Genomic DNA, 18982 nt, shown 5'->3' with positions numbered 1-18982 from the left:
GCCTTGACCGGCGCCGATGCTCCCATATCAGCGACAGCGGCTTCAAGGCATGTCGACGCTTCGTTCTTCGATCCCGGACTGCTTCGGCGGTTCGGGATTACCCGTGTCGGCGACGTGACCGGCCTCGATATTATCGGCATTCCCGTCTGGTTCGCGGCCCGGCCCAATTCGCGCGGGCTGTCCGTCTCGCAGGGCAAGGGGCTTGTCGCGGAACAGGCCCGGCTATCGGCGATCATGGAGGCGATCGAAGGCGCGGTCGCGGAAGAAACCCGTAAACATATCGCCGCCTTCAGCTCCGTTCAGGAGATGCGGGATAAGGGAACTCCTCTCATTCCTTTCGAAACCATCGGCAGGGTCGATTGCGACGCGCTCGATCCGCGAAAAGAACGCGCCTGGGTGAAGGGCACATCCATTCGCCGGCAGGGGGAGGTTTTTGCGCCTTACGAACTTGTCGGCATGGATTTCCGGGTGGATTTCCCATGGGACCGGCAGGCCTTCCGCATGAGTTCCCAAGGGCTCGCGGCGGGGTTCGACCATGACCATGCGGTCCTCCATGCCCTGCTCGAACTCATTGAAAACGATGCCTGCTTTCTCGTCGACACTTTCGAGACGCGCGCCATCGCACCGCGACCGGTCCTCATTCCGGCGGGCGTCGATCCTTCCTTCGACGGTCTTGTTCAGCACCTGTCGGATATCGGCCTGCCGCCGTCCTTCTTCGACATGACGAATGGGCTTGGCGTGCCGGTGGCGATGGCGAGCCTGCCCCGGTCGCTTCAGGCGCAGGACGGGCCAGCCACCCGCAGCGCCGCCGGGGCCGCCTGCCGGCCTGATATCCATGGCGCTGCCATTGCAGCCTTGCTGGAGGCGATCCAGTCGCGATTGACCGATATCAGCGGCGCGAGGGACGATCTTTCCCCTCTCCGCTATCAGCGGGATATGGTTGCGGCCGGGTCTTCGGCCTCCGGCGTGCAGCCGATGGAAAGGGTGCCGGCCAATCTCGATTTTATATATGACGCGTCTTCACCGCCATGGCACCAGCTTGCGACGCACCTGTTCGGCGGCGACATCGAGGATATCTATGTCTTTCCGCTGGAAACGGAGGTATCCGGCCTGCATGTGGTGCGGGTTCTGGCAAGCGGCCTTGCTCCGGCCGGCGGCGGCCTGCAACACATCTCGCAGCGCACCCTCGATCACCTGCTGACCGTCGGAGGCCTCGGATGAAGCCGGTGGTTTTTGCAGGCCCGTCCATCCACGGCATCGCAGGCGAACATATGTCCGGTCTCGATCTTCGCGGTCCGGCCGCCTGCGGCGATATTTTCGATGCGGCTCGGCAAGGTGTGGGGACAATCGGGCTGATCGACGGGCTTTACGGCGATTGCGCCGCCGTCTGGCACAAGGAAATCCTGTTTGCACTGGCGAGCGGCGTTACCCTTTTCGGCGCCGCCAGCATGGGGGCGCTCAGGGCGGCGGAATGCGCCCCCTTCGGCATGATCGGCATCGGCGAGATTTTCGAGGCCTATCGCGACGGGCGGCGTTTTTCCGATGCCGATGTGGCGGTGAGCCATGCACCCGGCGCGCTCGATTACCGCCCGCTGACAGTCGCGCTGGTCGATGCCGAGGCGACGCTCGCCGTCTGCCGCGAGACGGTCGCTCCAGAGGAATATGACGCGCTCACCTGCGCAGCCAACAATCTGCATTTTACCCGCAGGACATGGCGCGCCGTCGCCGCGGAAGCGGGCCTCGGCTCCGAGACGGCGAATCTGCTCGCGGCTAATGCGGTTTCCATCAAAAGAAACGATGCGGCAAGGCTTCTGGCAACAATCACGGGAGAAACGTTGCCATCCCCACCGCCGCCATCATGGAAGCTTCAGAATACGATGTTTTTCCAGCAATTGGCAGCAAGGCAGGCGGCAGGGGACAAAAGGTCTTGAGCGCCATCCAGCCCCTGCCTCTTATGCCCGATTGCGGCGGGCTGATCCGCACGATTGCGCTCGCACTACCCGCCGCTTTTTTTGCGGAAAACAGGGCCACTGACACTGTTTCACCGCTCATTCCAATCGGAAACCTGCTCTCGGCCCTGCCCGCAGATATCACCGCTTTTATCGTGACCGATCAAGCCAGTCTCGCGTCAGCGCGAGACTGGCTCGGCAGCCTGCCAGCCTCCTGCGGCACCGAGCTGATACCCCTTGCCGGAAATGACAGCGTTTCGCATCCTTGGATACAGGACATCTTCCATGTGCGTGCGATTGATCCCGCGACAGAATTCGTCCTGGTGGCGGAGAAGGCCATCGGCGTCAGCCTGGCCGAATATCTGGGAGCGGCAACCACGCATGCGGATGTCGCCTTGGCAGGCGGCAACCAGCTTGTCGGCCCGGATTTTCGGCTGGTGGGCCATGCCAGCCTGCAGGATGACAGGGGGATAGGAAGGAATGCGGCCATCCCTTCGCAGCGGTGGCGAAAAATTCAGGCTCTCGACGGCAGAAACATCTTCAGTTTCGGATATCGGCCGGAATATCTCGGCAAAGTCCCGGTCTCTTCCGATTTTTCCACGACGGAGACCTGCGAAGCTGAAATGGCCGGCGAAAAAATGCACCAATGCGGCTTCCACGTTGACCAGTTCGTTTCCGTCACCGGTCTGAGAAGCGGCGGCCGGCCCCTATTGCTCGTTGCCGACCCTGTCGCGCATGGCGGATGCAATACCCGCGCCGCAACCGAGCTGAAACGAAAACTGGACGCCTCGTCACTTTGGCTCGCGCGGCAGGGCTTTGCGATAGAACGAAATCCCATCCCGCTTTCGCCGGCCATCGACACCAACAAATGCCTGCCCAGACTTTACAACAATGTCCTTCTTGAAAATGTCATACGTTCCGGTCAGAAACGGCCATTCGTCTGGGTTCCGCATTTCGGCGATACCGAGTCGCTTGAGGAATTCGATGCAATGAACCGAGAAATTTGGGACAGAATCGGCTTTCAGACCATCGGCGTGGCCGGATGGAGCCATCTTTCCAGCCGCAACGGCGCGTTGCGTTGTGCAACAAAAATAATAAATCGCGGGCCGGACACGCGATTATGAACGAAAAATCGTGCAATTTCGTCAATAAAGCGTCATAATACCCGTGGAAATTGTGTTGAATGTATACCTTCAACGATATTAATTGAGCATCGGATTTAGGAACCTCAACCGGAGGAATTTGTAATGCACGCCAAACTACCCAGCCCGATCGACGTCCATGTCGGCGCACAAATCAGAATGCGCCGCAAGTCGCTCGGCATGAGCCAGAGTGCACTGGCCGGGCGATTGGGCATCACCTTCCAGCAGGTCCAGAAGTATGAAAAGGGTGCCAATCGTGTCGGCGCGTCCCGTCTGCAGGCCATTGCGTCGATTCTCGGCGTTGAGGTCAGCTCCCTGTTCGCCAATGCCACGCCCGATGGCGACCCGGCCAATCCGGCCCTTGGCACGATCAATGCCATGCAGACCTTCGTGGCCTCGAATGAAGGCTTTTCGCTCAACCAGGCCTTTTCGCGCATCAAGAGCGCCGCGGTGCGTAGAAGCATCGTCGCTCTCGTGACATCGCTCGCCGCCACTGAAGCGGCGGAAAATGCCGCCGCGCCGGCGGACAAAAACGACGATTGACGCAGGTGTGACGCTCGCGTGACGCTCGATGTGGTCGAAAATGAACAACGCAACATCATCGCGTTTTCATACTGTCGACTGTCGAGAGGGAATCATGGCGGCGTCTACCACAGATATACTTGAACAGGACAATGCAGACGAGATTCTGGCGCTCGGGCGGATGGTTTCCTATCTTTGCCAGCGCTCGAAATCTCTGGAACTGGGCATGTCGACCTATTTCCTTGAGATGGCATTGTTGTCGCTGGCCCAGGACATCAATCAGCAGGGTCTGCCGCCGGTAAGCGCAGAGCTGAATGTCGGCGCCTTCGCTCAGGCCGATCTGCATTGAGCGCTTTCGCAACGGCCTAGATTCGCCGGGATTGAGCGTTTTCATACCGATCTCCAGTCGCAGCCCGGAAACGGTCTCTCTGCCTGTCCGGCTGGCTCCATCCTCCCGGAGAGGCATTCATATGCCCTCCCCCAAATTTTTCAGGCGTAAGCCATGATGGAGGCCCGGTTCTCGCCGGGCCTCCATTCATATCAAAGCACCGCGCGGCGAAGCTCGGCAGCGGCGGCGACCATGTTGACCAGAGCGGGCCTCACCTCTTCCCATTTACGCGTCTTCAGGCCGCAATCCGGATTGATCCAGAGCTGCCGGTCGTCAAGCCGCTCTCGCGCCAGCGCCAGAAGATCGACCATTTCTCCAACCGCCGGCACGCGCGGCGAGTGGATGTCATAAACGCCGGGACCGATCTGGTTCGGGTATTTGTAGGTCCGAAACGCATTCAGCAATTCCATCTTCGAACGCGAGGTCTCGATGGAGATCACATCGGCGTCCATGGCAGCAATGGCATCGATGATCTGGTTGAATTCGGAATAGCACATATGCGTGTGAACCTGTGTGCGGTCGCCCACGCCGCTGGAGCAAATGCGGAAGCATTCCACCGCCCAGCCGAGATAATCCTGCCAGTCCCGGTGCCGAAGCGGCAGTCCTTCTCGAAGAGCCGCCTCATCGATCTGGATCATCTGCGCGCCGGCTGCTTCGAGATCATTGACCTCATCGCGGATGGCGAGCGCGATCTGGCGGCATGTCAGGCTTCTGGCGATATCGTCGCGCACGAAGGACCAGTTTAGGATCGTCACCGGCCCGGTCAGCATGCCCTTGACGGGTTTGTCGGTGAGCGACTGGGAATATTCCCACCAGCGAACCGTCATCGCTTTCGGACGCGACACATCGCCGAAAATGATGGGCGGACGCACATAACGCGAGCCGTAACTCTGCACCCATGCATGCTGGGTGAAAGCGAAGCCGGAAAGCTGTTCGCCAAAATATTGCACCATGTCATTGCGCTCGAACTCGCCATGCACGAGAACGTCGAGACCGATTTCCTCCTGCCAGCGAATGGTCGCTTCGGTTTCCTTCTCCAGGAATTTTTCATATTGCGCATCGGTCAGCGCGCCCTTGGAATGTGCCGATCTGGCCTTGCGCACCTCCGGCGTCTGCGGGAAAGAGCCGATGGTCGTCGTTGGGAAAAGCGGCAGCGCGATGGCCTGCGATTGCACTTTCTGCCGCTCGGCAAACGGGCTCGCCCGCTTCCTGTCGGCCTCGCCAATCGTCGCGATACGCTTTTGCACGGCGACGTCCGTTACCTTCGGCGAGGATGCACGCGCGGCAACCGCCTTGGAGGCAGCCTCCAGTTCCGTCGCGACAGCAGCCTTGTCCTCACCGAGAGCCCTGCCAAGCGTGGCAAGTTCGCCGAGCTTCTGGGTGGCGAAGGAAAGCCAGCTTCTCAGATCGGCATCGAGGCCGGTTTCCAGTTCGAGATCGACCGGGACATGCAGCAGCGAGCAGGAGGGCGCGATCTGAAACGCCGCCGCACCGCGTGCCGCGATGGCGGGTTCCAATCGGGTAATGATTGCAGCGAGATCAGCGCGCCAGATGTTGCGACCGTCTATGACACCCAGCGACAGGACGCGATTTTCCGGCAACGCCTTCAACACCGTCTCCAGCGCATCGGGCGCTCGCACCAGATCGATATGAAGGGCCGCGACCGGAAGCGCTGCGACGGCTTCGAGATTGTCCTCAAGCCCACCAAAATAGGTGGCGAGCAGGATTTTCAAATCCGGCGCGGCCTTCGACAAAGCCCGATAGGCCGCAGCCAGCGCGTGACGCTCCCCCTCAGACAGATCGAGCACGACGACCGGCTCATCGATCTGCACCCAGTCGGCACCGGCCGCGCGCAGGCGTCGCAGCAGCTCTTCATAGACGGGCAGCAGCCTCGCCAGCAGATCGAGCGGCTTGAAGGCTGCCTCGCGCGCCTTGGCAAGCTTCAGGAACGTGACCGGGCCGAGAATGACCGGACGCGTATGGACGCCGAGCGCCTTCGCCTCAAGGAAGTGGTCGACCGGCTTTTGCGAGGTGAGCACGAAGTGCTGATCCTCTGAAACCTCCGGCACCATGTAGTGATAGTTGGTGTCGAACCATTTGGTCATTTCCAGCGCCGGAACGCCCTGACCATGATGCGAATGTCCTTCATGCCCATGGCCGCAGCCTGCATGGCCTTCGCTCTGGCTGCCGCGCGCCATGGCGAAATAGGTCGAGAGGGAAACATCCCCACCCGCCCATCCATAGAGGGATGGAATGGCGCCCACCATCACGGCCGTATCGAGAACGTGATCGTAGAGGGAGAAATCGTTGGACGGGATATGGGTAATCCCCTTCCCACGCTGAAGCGCCCAGTTTTCGGCGCGCAGCCTAGCTGCGGTTTCGAGCAGTTCCGTGTCGGAAATCTTGCCGGACCAGAAGCCTTCAAGCGCGAACTTCAGTTCACGATGGCGTCCGATCCTCGGAAAACCGAGCGATGCGACTGGAATGGTCTTGTCTGGCATTGTCATACCCCATTTGGTTGTGGGGGCATGGGTAAAGCGGACGCGTGCAGGCCCGGCCTGTGCCGGACCATTGCAGCAACCACCGGGACACCCCGCCCGTGGACGTTATTTTGTCCTGGCAGGTCTCCTGGCTTACGGGTCGTCGCCTTTGTCCGTCTTCCCGGGGTTTACCCCAGTGACGTGTTGGACAAAGGCTCGCCGCTTACAGTTGCGGGGGCAGCTCCGGTCTTGCCGATCGTCGGCGCACCGGATTCCCTCTTAGCTCCGGGATCGAACAAACAAGCCCGGAGAACCATGACACCCGCATTTTTCACCACGGGCGCCACGATGTCAATAGACATAAAGAAATCTTTATATCTTTATTTCACCAAGTTTAGAGCGCCACCGCACCCGGCCCCGGCACCGCACCGGCCGGCACCTTGCCCAGAATGATCATGCCAAGCACCTCGTCCTTGGTGACATCCTGCGTGCGGGCATGGCCTACCACCTTGCCGTTCTTCATCACGAAGACCCGGTCGGCCAGATCGAAGACATCGTGAATATCGTGGCTGATGAGGAAGATGCCGATGCCCTGCCGTTTCAACTCCTTGACGAGATCGCCCACCTGCGCCGTTTCCTGCGGCCCGAGTGCGGCCGTCGGCTCGTCCATGATGAGGATGCGGGCGTCGAACAGAATGGCGCGGGCGATGGCGACGGATTGCCGCTGGCCGCCGGACAGCGCCTTCACCGGTTCCTTGAACCGCCGGAAATTGGGGTTGAGACGCCCCATGACCTCGCGGGCCGAGGCTTCCATGGCGACATCGTCAAGTGTGCCCCATTTCGTCTTCAGCTCGCGGCCGAGATAAAGATTGGCCGCCGCATCGACGTTATCGGCCACGGCCAGTGTCTGGTAGATGGTCTCGATGCCGTATTTCTTGGCGTCGCGCGGATTGCGGATATCGGCATCCTCGCCATTGATGAGAATATCCCCGCCATCGCGCCGATAGGCGCCGGAGAGGATTTTGATCAGCGTCGATTTGCCCGCGCCATTGTGGCCGAGAAGGGCGACCACCTCACCGGGGAAAAGATCGACAGAGGCGTTTTCCACCGCATGGATACCGCCGAAGGAAATGGAAATATTGCGCATTTCCACGAGGGGCGTGACTTGGTCCGTCATAGGAGTTCTCCTCGGTTCTTACTTGGCGCGGGCGCGGTAGATGGTGTCGAGCCAGACGGCGACGACCAGGACCACACCGACGACGATGCGCTGGAAGGGCGTATCGATGCCCACCAGCACCATGCCGGATTGCAGCGACTGCATGACGAGCGCGCCGAGCATCGCACCCGCTATGGTTCCGACACCGCCGGCAAGCGAAGTGCCGCCGATGACGGCCGCCGCGATGGTGTAAAGCTCGTCCAACTCGCCCTGGGCATTTGTGGCCGCGTTGAGACGGGCGGTGGAGATGGCGGCGGCGATGGCGCACAGAACGCCCATCAGCGTGAAGATCTTCACCGTGACCCAGCGGGTCTTGATGCCGGCGAGTTCGGCCGCTTCCGGATTGCCGCCGATGGCGAAGACATAACGGCCGAAACGCAGCCGTGTGGCGATGAAAGTCATGACCGCACCGACGGCGAGCGCCATCAGCACCGGAATGGCGATGCCATGCGAAATGAACAGACCGCCTTCAGGCCAGGCGATGCCATTGGCATCGGCATAGTTGCGGGCGATGTTGACCGGCCATGGATAGCTGTTGACCACCGCCACGAAACCGATGACGACAAGGCAGCCCAGCGCGGCCAGAAAATATTCAGCCCAGACGGGCCGCAACGGAAAGCCGAAACGGCGGCGCTGATGGCGGGAGTTCAGGATGGCCGCAATGATGGCGACGCAGGCGATGACAGCGGCGATCCAGCTCCATGTCGCGCCGATCGAACCGCTGGTACCGCCGCCCATCAGGCGGAAGGTGGAATCCATCGGCGCCACGGTGCGGCCGCTGGTGATGAACCAGGTACCGCCGCGCCAAACGAGCAGGCCGCCCAGCGTGACGATGAAGGACGGCACGTTGAGGAAGGCGATGATGGAGCCCTGCAACATGCCGATGGCGCCGCCGACGAGAATGCCGACCAGAAGCGTGACGATCCATGTGGCCCAATGTTCAAAGCCGAGGATTTGCGGCAGGATTTCCGCCTGCATGACACCCATGATCATGCCGGAAAAACCGAGGATCGACCCGACCGACAGGTCGATATTGCGGGTGACGATGACGAGCACCATGCCGGTTGCCATGACGGCCACGGAGGCGGTCTGCACGGAAAGGTTCCAGAGGTTTCGCGGCGTCAGAAACAGCCCGCCGGACAGGATATGAAATCCGATCCAGATCAGAAGAAGCGCACCGACCATGCCGAGCAGTCTGGTATCCAGCTCGGTGGCGTTGATGAAGCGCGTTATCGAGCCTGTTTTTTCCGTCTTCTGCGACGCTGTAGTATTGGACTGGGTCATATCGGCCATGAACTGCCGGTGCTCCTCACATCTTAGAGCGTTTTCGCTTTTCCCTGAATCGCGAAAACGCTCCAAATCTTTGTCTGGCGCATTTCCGAAGGGAAAACCGGGCTCGACTTTTCCTGGAAATACTCTAAAGGCGCCGCGCCATGAACCATGGCGCAGCGCCCGAACCGGGACCTATTCGATCAATCGCAGGCTTTGACCGTTTTAGCCTTCACGCCCTGGCAGGCCGTTTCCTTCTTGATCCAGCCGGCGTCGATGACGACGTTCAGATTGTCCTTCGTGATGGCGATAGGCTTGAGGAAGACCGACTGCATCTTCACTTTTTTCGGACCGCCTTCAAAGGTGGAGACACCCTTGATCTCGGTCATCTTCTTGCCGCCGGCCAGTTCCAGCGCAATGCCAGCCGCTTCCTTGCCAAGTTCACGGCTGTCCTTCCAGACCGACACCGTCTGCGTGCCGAGTGCGACGCGGTTCAGCGCGGCGAAATCGGCATCCTGACCGGAAACGGGAACCGAACCTGCCATGCCCTGCGCGGCGAGAGCGGCGATTGCACCGCCGGCCGTGCCGTCATTCGAGGCGACGACCGCATCGACCTTGTTGTTATTCTTGGTCAGGAACTGTTCCATGTTCTTCTGGGCATTTTCCGGCTTCCAGCCATCGGTATAGGCTTCGCCGACATTCTTGATCTTGCCGCCGTCCATGGCCGCCTTCAGCACTTCCTGCTGACCGGCGAACAGGAAGTCCGCATTCGGGTCGGAAGAAGAGCCCTTGATGAAGACGTAATTGCCTTCCGGCTTCACCTTGAAGACTTCGGCAGCCTGCAGACGGCCGACTTCCTTGTTATCGAAGGTGATGTAGAAGGCGTTCTGGTTTTCGATCAGGCGGTCGTAACCCACGACCGGAATGCCCTCGGCAACGGCCTTTTCAACGGCCGGACCAATCGCGTCGCTGTCCTGCGCCAGAATGATCAGCGCGTTGGCGCCCTGCGAGATCAGCGATTCCACGTCGGTGAGCTGCTTTGCGGCGGATGATTGCGCATCGGCGGAAATGTATTTCGCGCCGGCCTTGTCGAGCGCTGCCTTGATGGCCGCCTCATCCGTTTTCCAGCGTTCTTCCTGGAAATTCGACCAGGAAACGCCGACGACGAGATCGGCCGCGATAGCCGCGGTATGCAGGGAAACGAGTACGGCTGTACCCGCCAAAAGCTTGGCAAAAGAATTCATGATGTCCTCCCGGTAAGGGCGAAGCCCCGCACCTCCATGCAGGAAAAACGCCCGGAAAAAGCTGCCGGTCTCTGTGGTTTCACAATTTTCTCGACAGTCGAGAAAATTAATGTCAGAGATTCCCCATGCTGTCAACAACGGCTGCGGGCAGCATCCGGGTGCCTTGATCTTCGCTCTGGCATGCGCCATCAGAGTGGATCAGCACGACAGGAAAAAGGCCGTTCAGGGAGCATGCCCCAGCCCATGTCCGCCATTGCAAGTACGGAACTGGTGCGCCAGAAAAACAGCCTGTCGGTGATGGCGGCGCTGCGCCTGCACGGCAACCTTTCCCATACCGACATGTCGTCCTTCACCGGGCTTGCCTCAGCAACCGTGTCCGCCATCACCACCGAGCTTGAGCGGGCCGGTCTCATTCTGCGGAAAGAGCAGCTGGCCACCGCCGGCCGTGGCCGGCCGCGCATTCTCTTCGGCCCGCGCGGCGCTTTCTGCCATGTCGCCATCGTCATCATCTCTTCCGACAGCGTGCAATATTCGCTGGTCGATTATGCCGGCAAGCTGGTGGACCGCTTCACCGAACAGAGGATTACAGCTGAAAAAGGCACATTCGGCGGCGCGATCCTCGCCGGTCTCGCGAGACTTGCCGATCGCTCGCGCATCGACCGGCACGATATCCTCCAGGTGTCGATCAGCAGCAAGGGACTGGTGGATGCGGCCGCGGCAACGCTTGTCTGGTCGCCGGTTCTCGGTGACGAAAGGATCGATTTCCACCGGCTAGTTTCCGGGGATGGCCGCATTCGCGTGACGCTGAACAACGAGACGCTGCTGGCCGCAAAAGCCATCTGGATGCGGGAGCAGGCACGGGAAAACTCAGCGCCGGAAGCCCTCGTCACCCTGTCGCTCGGCCACAGCATCGGCCTTGGCATCGCCCGCTCGACGGGCGGCGCAATCGAGGTCAGCGCTCCCAATTTCGGCCATATGCTGCATCTGGCCGACGGCGCACTGTGCCGTTGCGGCACCAAAGGCTGCATTGAGGCCTATTCCGGGTTTTACGCCATCCTGCGTTCTGCTTTCGAAGCCCCGCCGCAGGCGGAACCGGCGAAATTCGTGCCGATCGCCGAGGTGGACAAGATCGCCGCCTCGGCCCGCACCGGCGCCCGCATGGCGCGGTTCGCCTTCCGCACCGCCGGACTTGCGCTCGGCAACGGCCTTTCACGCCTCTTCAGCCTGCATGGCCATATGCCGGTCTTCATCACCGGCCCCGGCACCCGCTATTTCGATCTTCTGGAAAGCGGCCTGCGCGACGGTCTGGCGCAATCGCAGGCGGTGCGTTTCGGCGGCATGCCGAAAATCGCTTTAGCACCCAACGAGCCGGAACTGGTGTTCGAAGGGCACATGGAACACGCGCTTTCAGCCGCAGACGACTATATCCTGAGCGCCGACGGCCCGGAGAGGCCGGTGAGGAATTCCGGGAGCTGACGGGGCAACCGGCGGATTTTCAGGCCCGCTCCGCCACGGCCTCGGCCTCTTGCCCGCCACAAATCAGCACAGCAACGAAGTCATCGAGATCAGCGGCCTCATCCTTGCTGAGGCGCAGGCCCTGTTTCGTTCGCCGCCAGAGAATGTCCTCGGCCGCGCAGGCCCATTCGTGCTCAACCAGCCAGCGCACCTCGCATTCATAAAGCGTGCCGCCGAAATGCCGGCCGAGGCCGGAGATATCGGTGGCGCTGCCCAACAGTTCCGCCGCCTTGGTGCCGTAGTTTCTGACAAGTCGCTCGGCATGGCGTCCGTCAAGGAAGGGATAACGGGAGACGAGCGATCGCACCTGCGCCTCATATCTCTCAGCACCGAAATCGCCGCCCGGCAGGTGGGAGCCCGCCGTCCACGGCTTGCCCTTTTCGCCAATCGCCGCACCGATCTTTTCCAGCGCATGTTCTGCCAGCCGCCGATAGGTAGTGAGCTTGCCGCCGAAAATATTGAGGAGTGGAGCCTCACCCGCTGTCTCTTCAACCTTCAGCACATAATCGCGCGTCGCCTCCTGCGCTTTCGATGCACCGTCATCAAAAAGCGGGCGAACGCCGGAATAGGTCCAGACGATATCTTCCGGCCGGACCGGTTCGCTGAAATAGTCGCTGGCCGCGTTGCAGAGATAGGAAATCTCCTCCTCGGAGATGCGAACCCTGGCCGGATCGCCCTTGTAATCGCGGTCCGTGGTTCCGATCAGCGTGAAATCGCGCTCATAGGGAATGGCGAAGATGATGCGGTTATCCGGGTTCTGGAAGAAATAGGCGCGCGGGTCGGAAAACTTCTTGCGCACGATGATATGGCTGCCCTGAACGAGCCGGACATTGTGCACGTCGTTGCGGCCGAAGACGCCGGAAAGCACCTTGTCCACCCAGGGGCCGGCGGCATTCACCAGCATACGCGCCTTGTGCGTGGCCGCGCGTCCGGTTTTTTCGTCCAGCGTCTCGATGAGCCACAGCTCGCCTTCGCGCCGTGCGGAAACGACCCGCGTGCGGTTCATGATCGTCGCGCCGCGATTGGCCGCATCGCGCGCGTTGAGGACCACGAAACGGGCATCATCCACCCAGCCGTCGGAATATTCGAAAGCCGTGGCGAAAGCCGGCTTCAGCGGCTCGCCCGCCGGGTCCCTGCGAAGGTCGAGCGTGCGGGTCGCCGGCAAAAGCCTGCGGCCGCCGAGATTGTCATAAAGAAACAGGCCGAGCCGGACCATCCATGCCGGGCGCACGCCGCCTTTCTGAATGGGCAGAACGAAACGCATGGGCCAGATGACATGCGGCGCCATGGCCCAGAGGATTTCCCGCTCCATCAGCGCTTCGCGCACCAGACGAAACTCGTAATGCTCGAGATAACGCAGGCCACCATGAATAAGCTTGGTGGCGGCGGAAGACGTGCCGGAAGCGAAATCGCCCTTTTCCGCAAGCGCGACGGAATAGCCCCTGCCCACCGCATCGCGGGCAATGCCGCAGCCGTTGATGCCGCCACCGATGACAAAAAGATCGAAAATATTCTCGCCGGACATAGAGCCTCCACGACAGCGTCGGGGGATCGCACCCCCATCGTTGAAAGACAATTGCCATAAAAACGAAAATAAAACGAATGTCAAAAGAAAACAAACGAAACACGTTCCGGCAAAGGCGAACGGCAGCTGCGCGCCGTTCACCGTATGGCCAGCCTCTTACGGGGTCTGTGTTTCAGCCGTATGTTTGGGAAACCTGCTCAAGCTCATAGAGCACGCCACCCATATCCTTCGGATGCAGGAAAAGAACGGGATTGCCATGCGCGCCGATCTTCGGCTCGCCATCACCCAGAATTCGAACGCCCTTTTTGACGAGATCGTCGCGCGCCGCGACAATGTCAGGCACTTCAAAGCAGAGATGATGCGTGCCGCCGCCCGGATTTCTCTCGAGAAAAGCGGCAATCGGCGAATCTTCGCCGAGCGGGTGAAGAAGCTCGATCTTGGTATTGTCAGCCTGAATGAAAACCACCGTCACGCCGTGTTCGGGTAGCGATTGCGGTTCCGAGACATCTGCGCCGAGCCCCCTATAACGGGCGATGGCGGCATTCAGATCGGGCACCGCGATGGCGACGTGATTCAATCTTCCGAACATGGCCGTCTTTCCCTCACGCGTTGCGCCTGATGCCTTCTAGCAGGTCGAGCACCTTGTTCGCAGCATCCATGACATTGGTGCCGGGGCCGAAAATCGCCGAGACACCGTGGTCGAGCAGGAACTGATAATCCTGCCGCGGAATGACGCCGCCGACGACGACGATGATATCTTCCGCGCCCTTCTGTTTCAGCGCCTCGACCAGCTGCGGCGCCAGCGTCTTGTGACCGGCGGCGAGCGACGACATGCCGACCACATGCACCTTGTTCTGAACAGCGAGATCGGCCGCTTCAACGGGTGTCTGAAACAGGGGGCCGGCCAGCACATCGAAACCGATATCACCGAAGGCAGACGCAATGACCTTCGCACCGCGATCATGGCCATCCTGCCCGAGCTTGGCGACCATGATGCGCGGCTTGGTGCCGATCCTCTCAGCCACACCGGAAAGCCGGGCGGCGAGCGTGGCAAGTTCCGGCTCGTCCTTGTAGGCCTCGCCGTAGATATCGCTCACCACCTCCGGCACGGCGGCATGGTCGCCGAAGGCCGCACGCAGCGCATCGGAAATCTCTCCCACCGTCGCGCGGGCGCGGGCGGCGACAACGGCGGCCTCGAGAATATTGCCCTTGCCGCTGCGGGCGATCTCGGAAAGTGCTGCCAAAGCGGCGGTCACGTCCTTGCCATCGCGGCGGCGGCGCGTTTCTTCGATGCGGCGGATTTGTGCGGCCCGCACGGCGGCGTTGTCGATATCGAGAACATCGATATCTTCCTCGTTTTCGAGACGGTAACGGTTGACACCGACGATAACCTCCTCGCCCTTGTCCACCGCCGCCTGCCGTCGCGTTGCCGCCTCTTCGATCAGCCGTTTCGGCAAGCCTTCCGCCACCGCCTTGGTCATGCCGCCAAGCGCCTCGACCTCCTCGATCAGCGCCCAGGCCTTCTCTGCCAGTTCGTCAGTCAGGCTTTCGACATAATAGGAGCCGGCCAGCGGATCGACGACTTTTGTGACGCCGGTTTCGTGCTGAAGGATAAGCTGGGTATTGCGGGCGATGCGGGCGGAAAACTCCGTCGGCAGGGCAATCGCCTCATCGAAGGAATTCGTGTGCAGCGACTGCGTGCCGCCCAGCACGGCGGACATGGCCTCGAAAGCGGTGCGGACGATATTGTTATAAGGGTCCTGCTCCTGAAGCGAGACGCCGGACGTCTGGCAATGGGTGCGCAGCATCAGCGACGACGCCTTCTGCGGCTTGAACTCCTCCATGATGCGCGACCAGAGCAGGCGCGCGGCGCGCAGCTTGGCAGCCTCCATGAAGAAATTCATGCCGATGGCGAAAAAGAACGACAGGCGGCCGGCGAAATCATCGACGTTCAGTCCCTTGGCCAGCGCCGCCCGCACATATTCGCGGCCATCCGCGAGCGTGAAGGCCAGCTCCTGCGTAAGCGTCGCGCCCGCTTCCTGCATGTGATAGCCGGAAATGGAGATGGAATTGAATTTCGGCATCTCCTTCGCCGTATATTCGATGATGTCGGCAATGATCCGCATCGAAGGTTCCGGCGGATAGATATAGGTGTTGCGGACCATGAACTCCTTGAGGATATCGTTCTGAATGGTGCCGGAAAGGGCGGCGCGGGGCACACCCTGCTCTTCCCCCGCAACGATGAAACTGGCGAGCACCGGAATGACCGCGCCATTCATGGTCATCGACACCGAGACTTTTTCGAGCGGAATGCCATCGAACAGGATTTTCATGTCCTCGACGCTGTCGATCGCCACGCCCGCCTTGCCGACATCGCCCTCCACACGCGGATGATCGCTATCGTAACCGCGGTGGGTGGCGAGGTCGAAGGCAACCGAAACGCCCTGCTGACCGGCGGCGAGCGCCTTGCGGTAAAAGGCGTTCGAGGCTTCGGCCGTGGAAAAACCGGCATATTGGCGTATGGTCCAGGGCCGGCCGGCATACATGGTGGCGCGCGGGCCGCGCGTGAAAGGTGCAAAGCCCGGCAGGCTGTCCAGATGGGAAATCTTTTGCAGATCGTCAGCGGTATAGAGCGGCTTCACCTCAATGCCTTCGGGCGTGTGCCAGACGAGCGTTTCCGGTGAACGCTTCAGCTCTTTTTCGGCAAGCTGCAGCCAATCCCGCACCGTTTTTTCACCCGACATGCATCTCTCCCCTTCTGCATTTCATTTTAGCACTGTGGCCGGTGATCGTGACGAAAATCGAACGATCCGCCCGCAGGTCCGACACCGTAAACCGCTCCGGCCCACATGCGTTCCGGAAAAACGGCGGCGGCATCACTCGAATTCGAGGATGACTTCATCCACCGCGAGGCTGTCGCCCGGTTTTGCTGCCACTCTGGCAACGCGGCCGCGTTTTTCCGCGCGAAGGATGTTTTCCATCTTCATGGCCTCCACCGTCGCCAGCGCCTGCCCGGCCTCCACCTCATCGCCCTCACCCACCGAAATGCCGGTGATGACGCCCGGCATGGGGCAAAGCAGCAGTTTCGATGTATCCGGCGGCAATTTTTCCGGCATCAGCAACGCCAGTTCCGCCACACGCGGGCTGCGCACATGGGCACGAATATCCATGCCGCGCCAGCGCAGGCGGATCGCAGCACCTGCAAGATCGACCTTGGCGGCGATAACCTCACCCGCGACCGTGAAGAGGCCGAGGCTCTGGCCGGGAAGCCAGCCGGTATCGACGGTGAGCGCCGCCCCGTCTTTAAAACGGACAGCCGTACCATCCGTGCCGGTTTCAACGCTGACCCTGTGACGGGATGCGCCAAACGATACCACCCAGTCCTGACCGACGATGCGGCGGTGATTGCCGATGGTGCCGGAAATTTCGACTGCGCGGCGCTGTAGCCGCTGATGGATGATGGCGGCGATGGCGGAAAGCTGGCGCGCCGTGGCCTCATCCGGTTCAACGCCGGAAAACCCTTCCGGAAACTCTTCCGCGATAAAACCCGTCGTCAGGCGGCCGGCGCGGAAACGCTCATGCTGCATGACAGCCGACAGGAAGGGCAGATTATGGCCGATGCCCTCCACCTCGAAACGATCCAGCGCCTGCCCCATGGCGTCGATGGCGGCCCCGCGATCCTTGCCCCAGGTGCACAGCTTGGCGATCATCGGATCGTAATACATCGAGATTTCGCCGCCTTCGAAAACGCCGGTATCGTTGCGGATGACGGTGCCGTTCTCCTGCGCACCCTCCTGCGGCGGGCGATAACGCGTCAGCCGGCCGATGGAGGGCAGGAAGTTGCGATAGGGGTCTTCGGCATAAAGCCGGCTTTCAATCGCCCAGCCGTTCAGTTTCACATCCGCCTGTCCGAAGGAGAGCTTTTCACCTGATGCCACACGGATCATCTGTTCGACCAGATCGATGCCGGTGATGAGTTCCGTTACCGGATGCTCCACCTGCAGGCGGGTGTTCATTTCCAGAAAGTAGAAATTCCTCTCGCCATCGACGATGAATTCCACCGTGCCGGCCGAATGGTAACCGACGGCTCTCGCCAGCGCCACGGCCTGCTCGCCCATGGCTTTGCGGGTCGCTTCGTCCAGAAAGGGCGATGGGGCTTCCTCGATGACTTTCTGGTTACGGCGCTGGATCGAGCATTCTCGCTCACCCAGATAAAGTGTGTTGCCGTGCTTGTCGCCCAGCACCTGAATTTCAATATGGCGCGGCTGGGTGACGAATTTTTCGATGAAGATACGATCATCGCCAAAGGAGGATTTCGCCTCGTTTTTCGAGGACTGGAAACCCTCGCGCGCCTCGGCATCGTTAAAGGCGATGCGCATACCCTTGCCACCGCCGCCGGCAGAGGCCTTGATCATGACGGGATAACCGATCTGCGAGGCGATCCTCACCGCCTCATCCGCATCTTCGATCAGCCCCATATGGCCGGGGACGGTGGAAACACCCGCTTCCGCGGCCAGTTTCTTGGAAGTGATCTTGTCACCCATGGCCTTGATGGCGCCAACAGGCGGACCGATGAAGACGACACCCGCCTTTTCCAGCGCCTCGGCAAAGGCAGCATTTTCCGAAAGGAAACCGTAGCCGGGATGAACAGCATCCGCCCCGGTCTTCGCGATTGCCTCGAGAATCCTGTCGATGACGATATAGGACTGCGACGAGGGGGCCGGGCCGATATGAACGGCCTCATCCGCTTGTCTCACATGCAGCGCATTGGCATCCGCATCCGAATAAACCGCGACAGTGGCGATGCCCATCTTGCTTGCCGTCTTGATGACCCGGCAGGCAATCTCGCCGCGATTGGCGATGAGGATTTTCTTGATCATGCGGTTATTCTCCCCTCGCATCGTCATCGTCGTCGCGGAATTTCTTTTCATAGGGCATCATCAGGATTGCCGAGGCGGTGGCGGCCGCGCCGAACAGGGATGCAATGGGCATGACGACCAGCAGCACGGGCACGACCGGATTTGCGGCGCGGCCGATGCGCGCGCCCAAACCGCCAATGTCGAGAAAGATCAGCCCTGCACCGACGCAGACGCCGATCAGCACGCCAACTGCCGCATTGAGCGCCATGAAACGCAACATCTGCCGATGATCGAGCCGGGCGGCTTCCGGCGTCATCTTTGGTTTCGGATCACGACCGCCGGATGCCCTGCCTGCGTTGCCACCACGACGTTGTTCCAGCCAGCGTCGCAGCCATTGCAGGTCCATATGAAGTATGTCGACAATCATGCTCCTCCCCCTCAGGAAAAATGTCGCCGCCTGCCCTCAAATTTCGAAGAAATTCTCGAAGGATTCCGGGAAGTTCTGCCGCGCGACGCGCTCGTCAATCACCAGCATCGCCTGATAGGAAAGCGGATCGAAATTCTTCTCCGCCGGCACCACCTCGCGGCCGAAGAGCAGGTTGAGGCGGGCGGCGTCGAGATTGCCGCGCTCGAAGGGCTCGGCACCGAAATGGTGCCAGAGCGAATGCAGGAAGGCGGCATCGATGCGATGCTCCTTGGTGTCGTTGCGCGCCCGGCGGGGTATCATCTTGATAGGCGTTACCCCTTTGGGGTTGGCGCGGCGGATGGTGAACTGGACACCCGTGCTCGGCATGCCGGAGGGAAATCCCTTGTGTTTGGTCATTTCGGGCAGGTTCGCCATCTTTTGTCCTTCCAGAACATTTCCAGTGAAAG

Annotated in this window: 16 protein-coding genes and 1 riboswitch; of the genes, 6 read left to right on the top strand and 10 right to left on the bottom strand. The window is 60.8% G+C overall.

Annotated elements, in window-relative coordinates:
- The first annotated feature begins 24 nt into the window (after positions 1-24).
- The 5 genes from RAC79_RS08140 (at position 25) to RAC79_RS08120 (ending at position 3962) form a co-directional block, all read left to right on the top strand.
- A complete protein-coding gene (locus RAC79_RS08140; protein WP_174039997.1) occupies positions 25-1221 on the top strand; it encodes a YcaO-like family protein in 1197 nt (398 codons plus the stop codon).
- Positions 1218-1931: a TfuA-like protein gene (locus RAC79_RS08135; RefSeq protein WP_142844765.1), complete on the top strand. Its 714-nt coding sequence runs from the start codon at positions 1218-1220 to the stop codon at positions 1929-1931. Before RAC79_RS08140 ends, RAC79_RS08135 begins: the two co-directional genes overlap by 4 nt.
- Positions 1928-3073: a hypothetical protein gene (locus RAC79_RS08130; protein WP_142844766.1), complete on the top strand. Its 1146-nt coding sequence runs from the start codon at positions 1928-1930 to the stop codon at positions 3071-3073. Before RAC79_RS08135 ends, RAC79_RS08130 begins: the two co-directional genes overlap by 4 nt.
- Before the next feature lie 123 nt (positions 3074-3196).
- Positions 3197-3634: a helix-turn-helix domain-containing protein gene (locus RAC79_RS08125; protein ID WP_003520859.1), complete on the top strand. Its 438-nt coding sequence runs from the start codon at positions 3197-3199 to the stop codon at positions 3632-3634.
- 94 nt (positions 3635-3728) lie between these two features.
- A complete protein-coding gene (locus tag RAC79_RS08120; RefSeq protein WP_065657079.1) occupies positions 3729-3962 on the top strand; it encodes a hypothetical protein in 234 nt (77 codons plus the stop codon).
- Between the two features lie 191 nt (positions 3963-4153).
- Here RAC79_RS08120 and metE read toward each other — a convergent pair whose 3' ends face one another.
- The 4 genes from metE to xylF all read right to left on the bottom strand — a co-directional run bounded on the left by metE (position 4154) and on the right by xylF (position 10210).
- Positions 4154-6502: a 5-methyltetrahydropteroyltriglutamate--homocysteine S-methyltransferase gene (gene metE, locus RAC79_RS08115; protein WP_142844767.1), complete on the bottom strand. Its 2349-nt coding sequence runs from the start codon at positions 6500-6502 to the stop codon at positions 4154-4156.
- Positions 6503-6601: 99 nt separating this feature from the next.
- Positions 6602-6814, bottom strand: a riboswitch (cobalamin riboswitch).
- Between the two features lie 61 nt (positions 6815-6875).
- The gene (locus RAC79_RS08110; RefSeq protein WP_059753655.1) at positions 6876-7658 is read right to left on the bottom strand and encodes an ATP-binding cassette domain-containing protein; all 783 of its coding nucleotides are present in this window, start codon (positions 7656-7658) and stop codon (positions 6876-6878) included.
- Positions 7659-7676: 18 nt separating this feature from the next.
- The gene (locus RAC79_RS08105; protein WP_374996978.1) at positions 7677-8981 is read right to left on the bottom strand and encodes a sugar ABC transporter permease; all 1305 of its coding nucleotides are present in this window, start codon (positions 8979-8981) and stop codon (positions 7677-7679) included.
- 188 nt (positions 8982-9169) lie between these two features.
- Positions 9170-10210, bottom strand: a complete 1041-nt coding sequence (gene xylF / locus RAC79_RS08100) for a D-xylose ABC transporter substrate-binding protein (protein WP_142844769.1) — start codon at positions 10208-10210, stop codon at positions 9170-9172.
- Positions 10211-10453: 243 nt separating this feature from the next.
- Here xylF and RAC79_RS08095 point away from each other — a divergent pair, with 243 nt between their 5' ends.
- Positions 10454-11686, top strand: coding sequence for an ROK family transcriptional regulator (locus RAC79_RS08095; RefSeq protein ID WP_161987826.1), 1233 nt, complete (start codon positions 10454-10456; stop codon positions 11684-11686).
- A 19-nt stretch (positions 11687-11705) separates the two neighbouring features.
- On the opposite strand, the gene RAC79_RS08090 is transcribed toward RAC79_RS08095, so the two are convergent.
- The 6 genes from RAC79_RS08090 to RAC79_RS08065 all read right to left on the bottom strand — a co-directional run bounded on the left by RAC79_RS08090 (position 11706) and on the right by RAC79_RS08065 (position 18950).
- Positions 11706-13250 (bottom strand): glycerol-3-phosphate dehydrogenase, encoded by a 1545-nt coding sequence (locus tag RAC79_RS08090; RefSeq protein ID WP_174045481.1) that lies wholly within the window; start codon positions 13248-13250, stop codon positions 11706-11708.
- Positions 13251-13422: 172 nt separating this feature from the next.
- A complete protein-coding gene (gene mce, locus RAC79_RS08085) occupies positions 13423-13839 on the bottom strand; it encodes a methylmalonyl-CoA epimerase (protein ID WP_080857427.1) in 417 nt (138 codons plus the stop codon).
- A 13-nt stretch (positions 13840-13852) separates the two neighbouring features.
- A complete protein-coding gene (gene scpA, locus RAC79_RS08080) occupies positions 13853-15994 on the bottom strand; it encodes a methylmalonyl-CoA mutase (protein WP_142844771.1) in 2142 nt (713 codons plus the stop codon).
- A gap of 132 nt (positions 15995-16126) precedes the next feature.
- Entirely contained in the window at positions 16127-18130 is a 2004-nt protein-coding gene (locus RAC79_RS08075) for an acetyl/propionyl/methylcrotonyl-CoA carboxylase subunit alpha (RefSeq protein WP_142844772.1), read from the bottom strand.
- Between the two features lie 4 nt (positions 18131-18134).
- Positions 18135-18536, bottom strand: coding sequence for a hypothetical protein (locus RAC79_RS08070; RefSeq protein ID WP_142844773.1), 402 nt, complete (start codon positions 18534-18536; stop codon positions 18135-18137).
- A 36-nt stretch (positions 18537-18572) separates the two neighbouring features.
- Positions 18573-18950, bottom strand: coding sequence for a hypothetical protein (locus RAC79_RS08065; RefSeq protein WP_003520841.1), 378 nt, complete (start codon positions 18948-18950; stop codon positions 18573-18575).
- Between the last annotated feature and the right edge of the window lie 32 nt (positions 18951-18982).

The sequence above is a fragment of the Agrobacterium sp. LR_9 genome (assembly GCF_041954855.1).
Taxonomy (GTDB): Bacteria; Pseudomonadota; Alphaproteobacteria; order Rhizobiales; family Rhizobiaceae; genus Agrobacterium; species Agrobacterium leguminum.
This window is presented reverse-complemented; position numbering and strand designations above follow the sequence as displayed.

Excerpts from the sequence above, each read along its gene's own strand:
- RAC79_RS08125 (WP_003520859.1), top strand. The coding sequence starts at position 3,197 with ATGCACGCCAAACTACCCAGCCCGATCGACGTCCATGTCGGCGCACAA.
- RAC79_RS08120 (WP_065657079.1), top strand. The coding sequence starts at position 3,729 with ATGGCGGCGTCTACCACAGATATACTTGAACAGGACAATGCAGACGAG.
- RAC79_RS08105 (WP_374996978.1), bottom strand. The coding sequence starts at position 8,981 with ATGACCCAGTCCAATACTACAGCGTCGCAGAAGACGGAAAAAACAGGC.
- scpA (WP_142844771.1), bottom strand. The coding sequence starts at position 15,994 with ATGTCGGGTGAAAAAACGGTGCGGGATTGGCTGCAGCTTGCCGAAAAA.
- RAC79_RS08110 (WP_059753655.1), bottom strand. The coding sequence starts at position 7,658 with ATGACGGACCAAGTCACGCCCCTCGTGGAAATGCGCAATATTTCCATT.
- xylF (WP_142844769.1), bottom strand. The coding sequence starts at position 10,210 with ATGAATTCTTTTGCCAAGCTTTTGGCGGGTACAGCCGTACTCGTTTCC.
- RAC79_RS08090 (WP_174045481.1), bottom strand. The coding sequence starts at position 13,250 with ATGTCCGGCGAGAATATTTTCGATCTTTTTGTCATCGGTGGCGGCATC.
- metE (WP_142844767.1), bottom strand. The coding sequence starts at position 6,502 with ATGCCAGACAAGACCATTCCAGTCGCATCGCTCGGTTTTCCGAGGATC.
- RAC79_RS08135 (WP_142844765.1), top strand. The coding sequence starts at position 1,218 with ATGAAGCCGGTGGTTTTTGCAGGCCCGTCCATCCACGGCATCGCAGGC.
- RAC79_RS08070 (WP_142844773.1), bottom strand. The coding sequence starts at position 18,536 with ATGATTGTCGACATACTTCATATGGACCTGCAATGGCTGCGACGCTGG.
- RAC79_RS08095 (WP_161987826.1), top strand. The coding sequence starts at position 10,454 with ATGTCCGCCATTGCAAGTACGGAACTGGTGCGCCAGAAAAACAGCCTG.
- mce (WP_080857427.1), bottom strand. The coding sequence starts at position 13,839 with ATGTTCGGAAGATTGAATCACGTCGCCATCGCGGTGCCCGATCTGAAT.
- RAC79_RS08075 (WP_142844772.1), bottom strand. The coding sequence starts at position 18,130 with ATGATCAAGAAAATCCTCATCGCCAATCGCGGCGAGATTGCCTGCCGG.
- RAC79_RS08065 (WP_003520841.1), bottom strand. The coding sequence starts at position 18,950 with ATGGCGAACCTGCCCGAAATGACCAAACACAAGGGATTTCCCTCCGGC.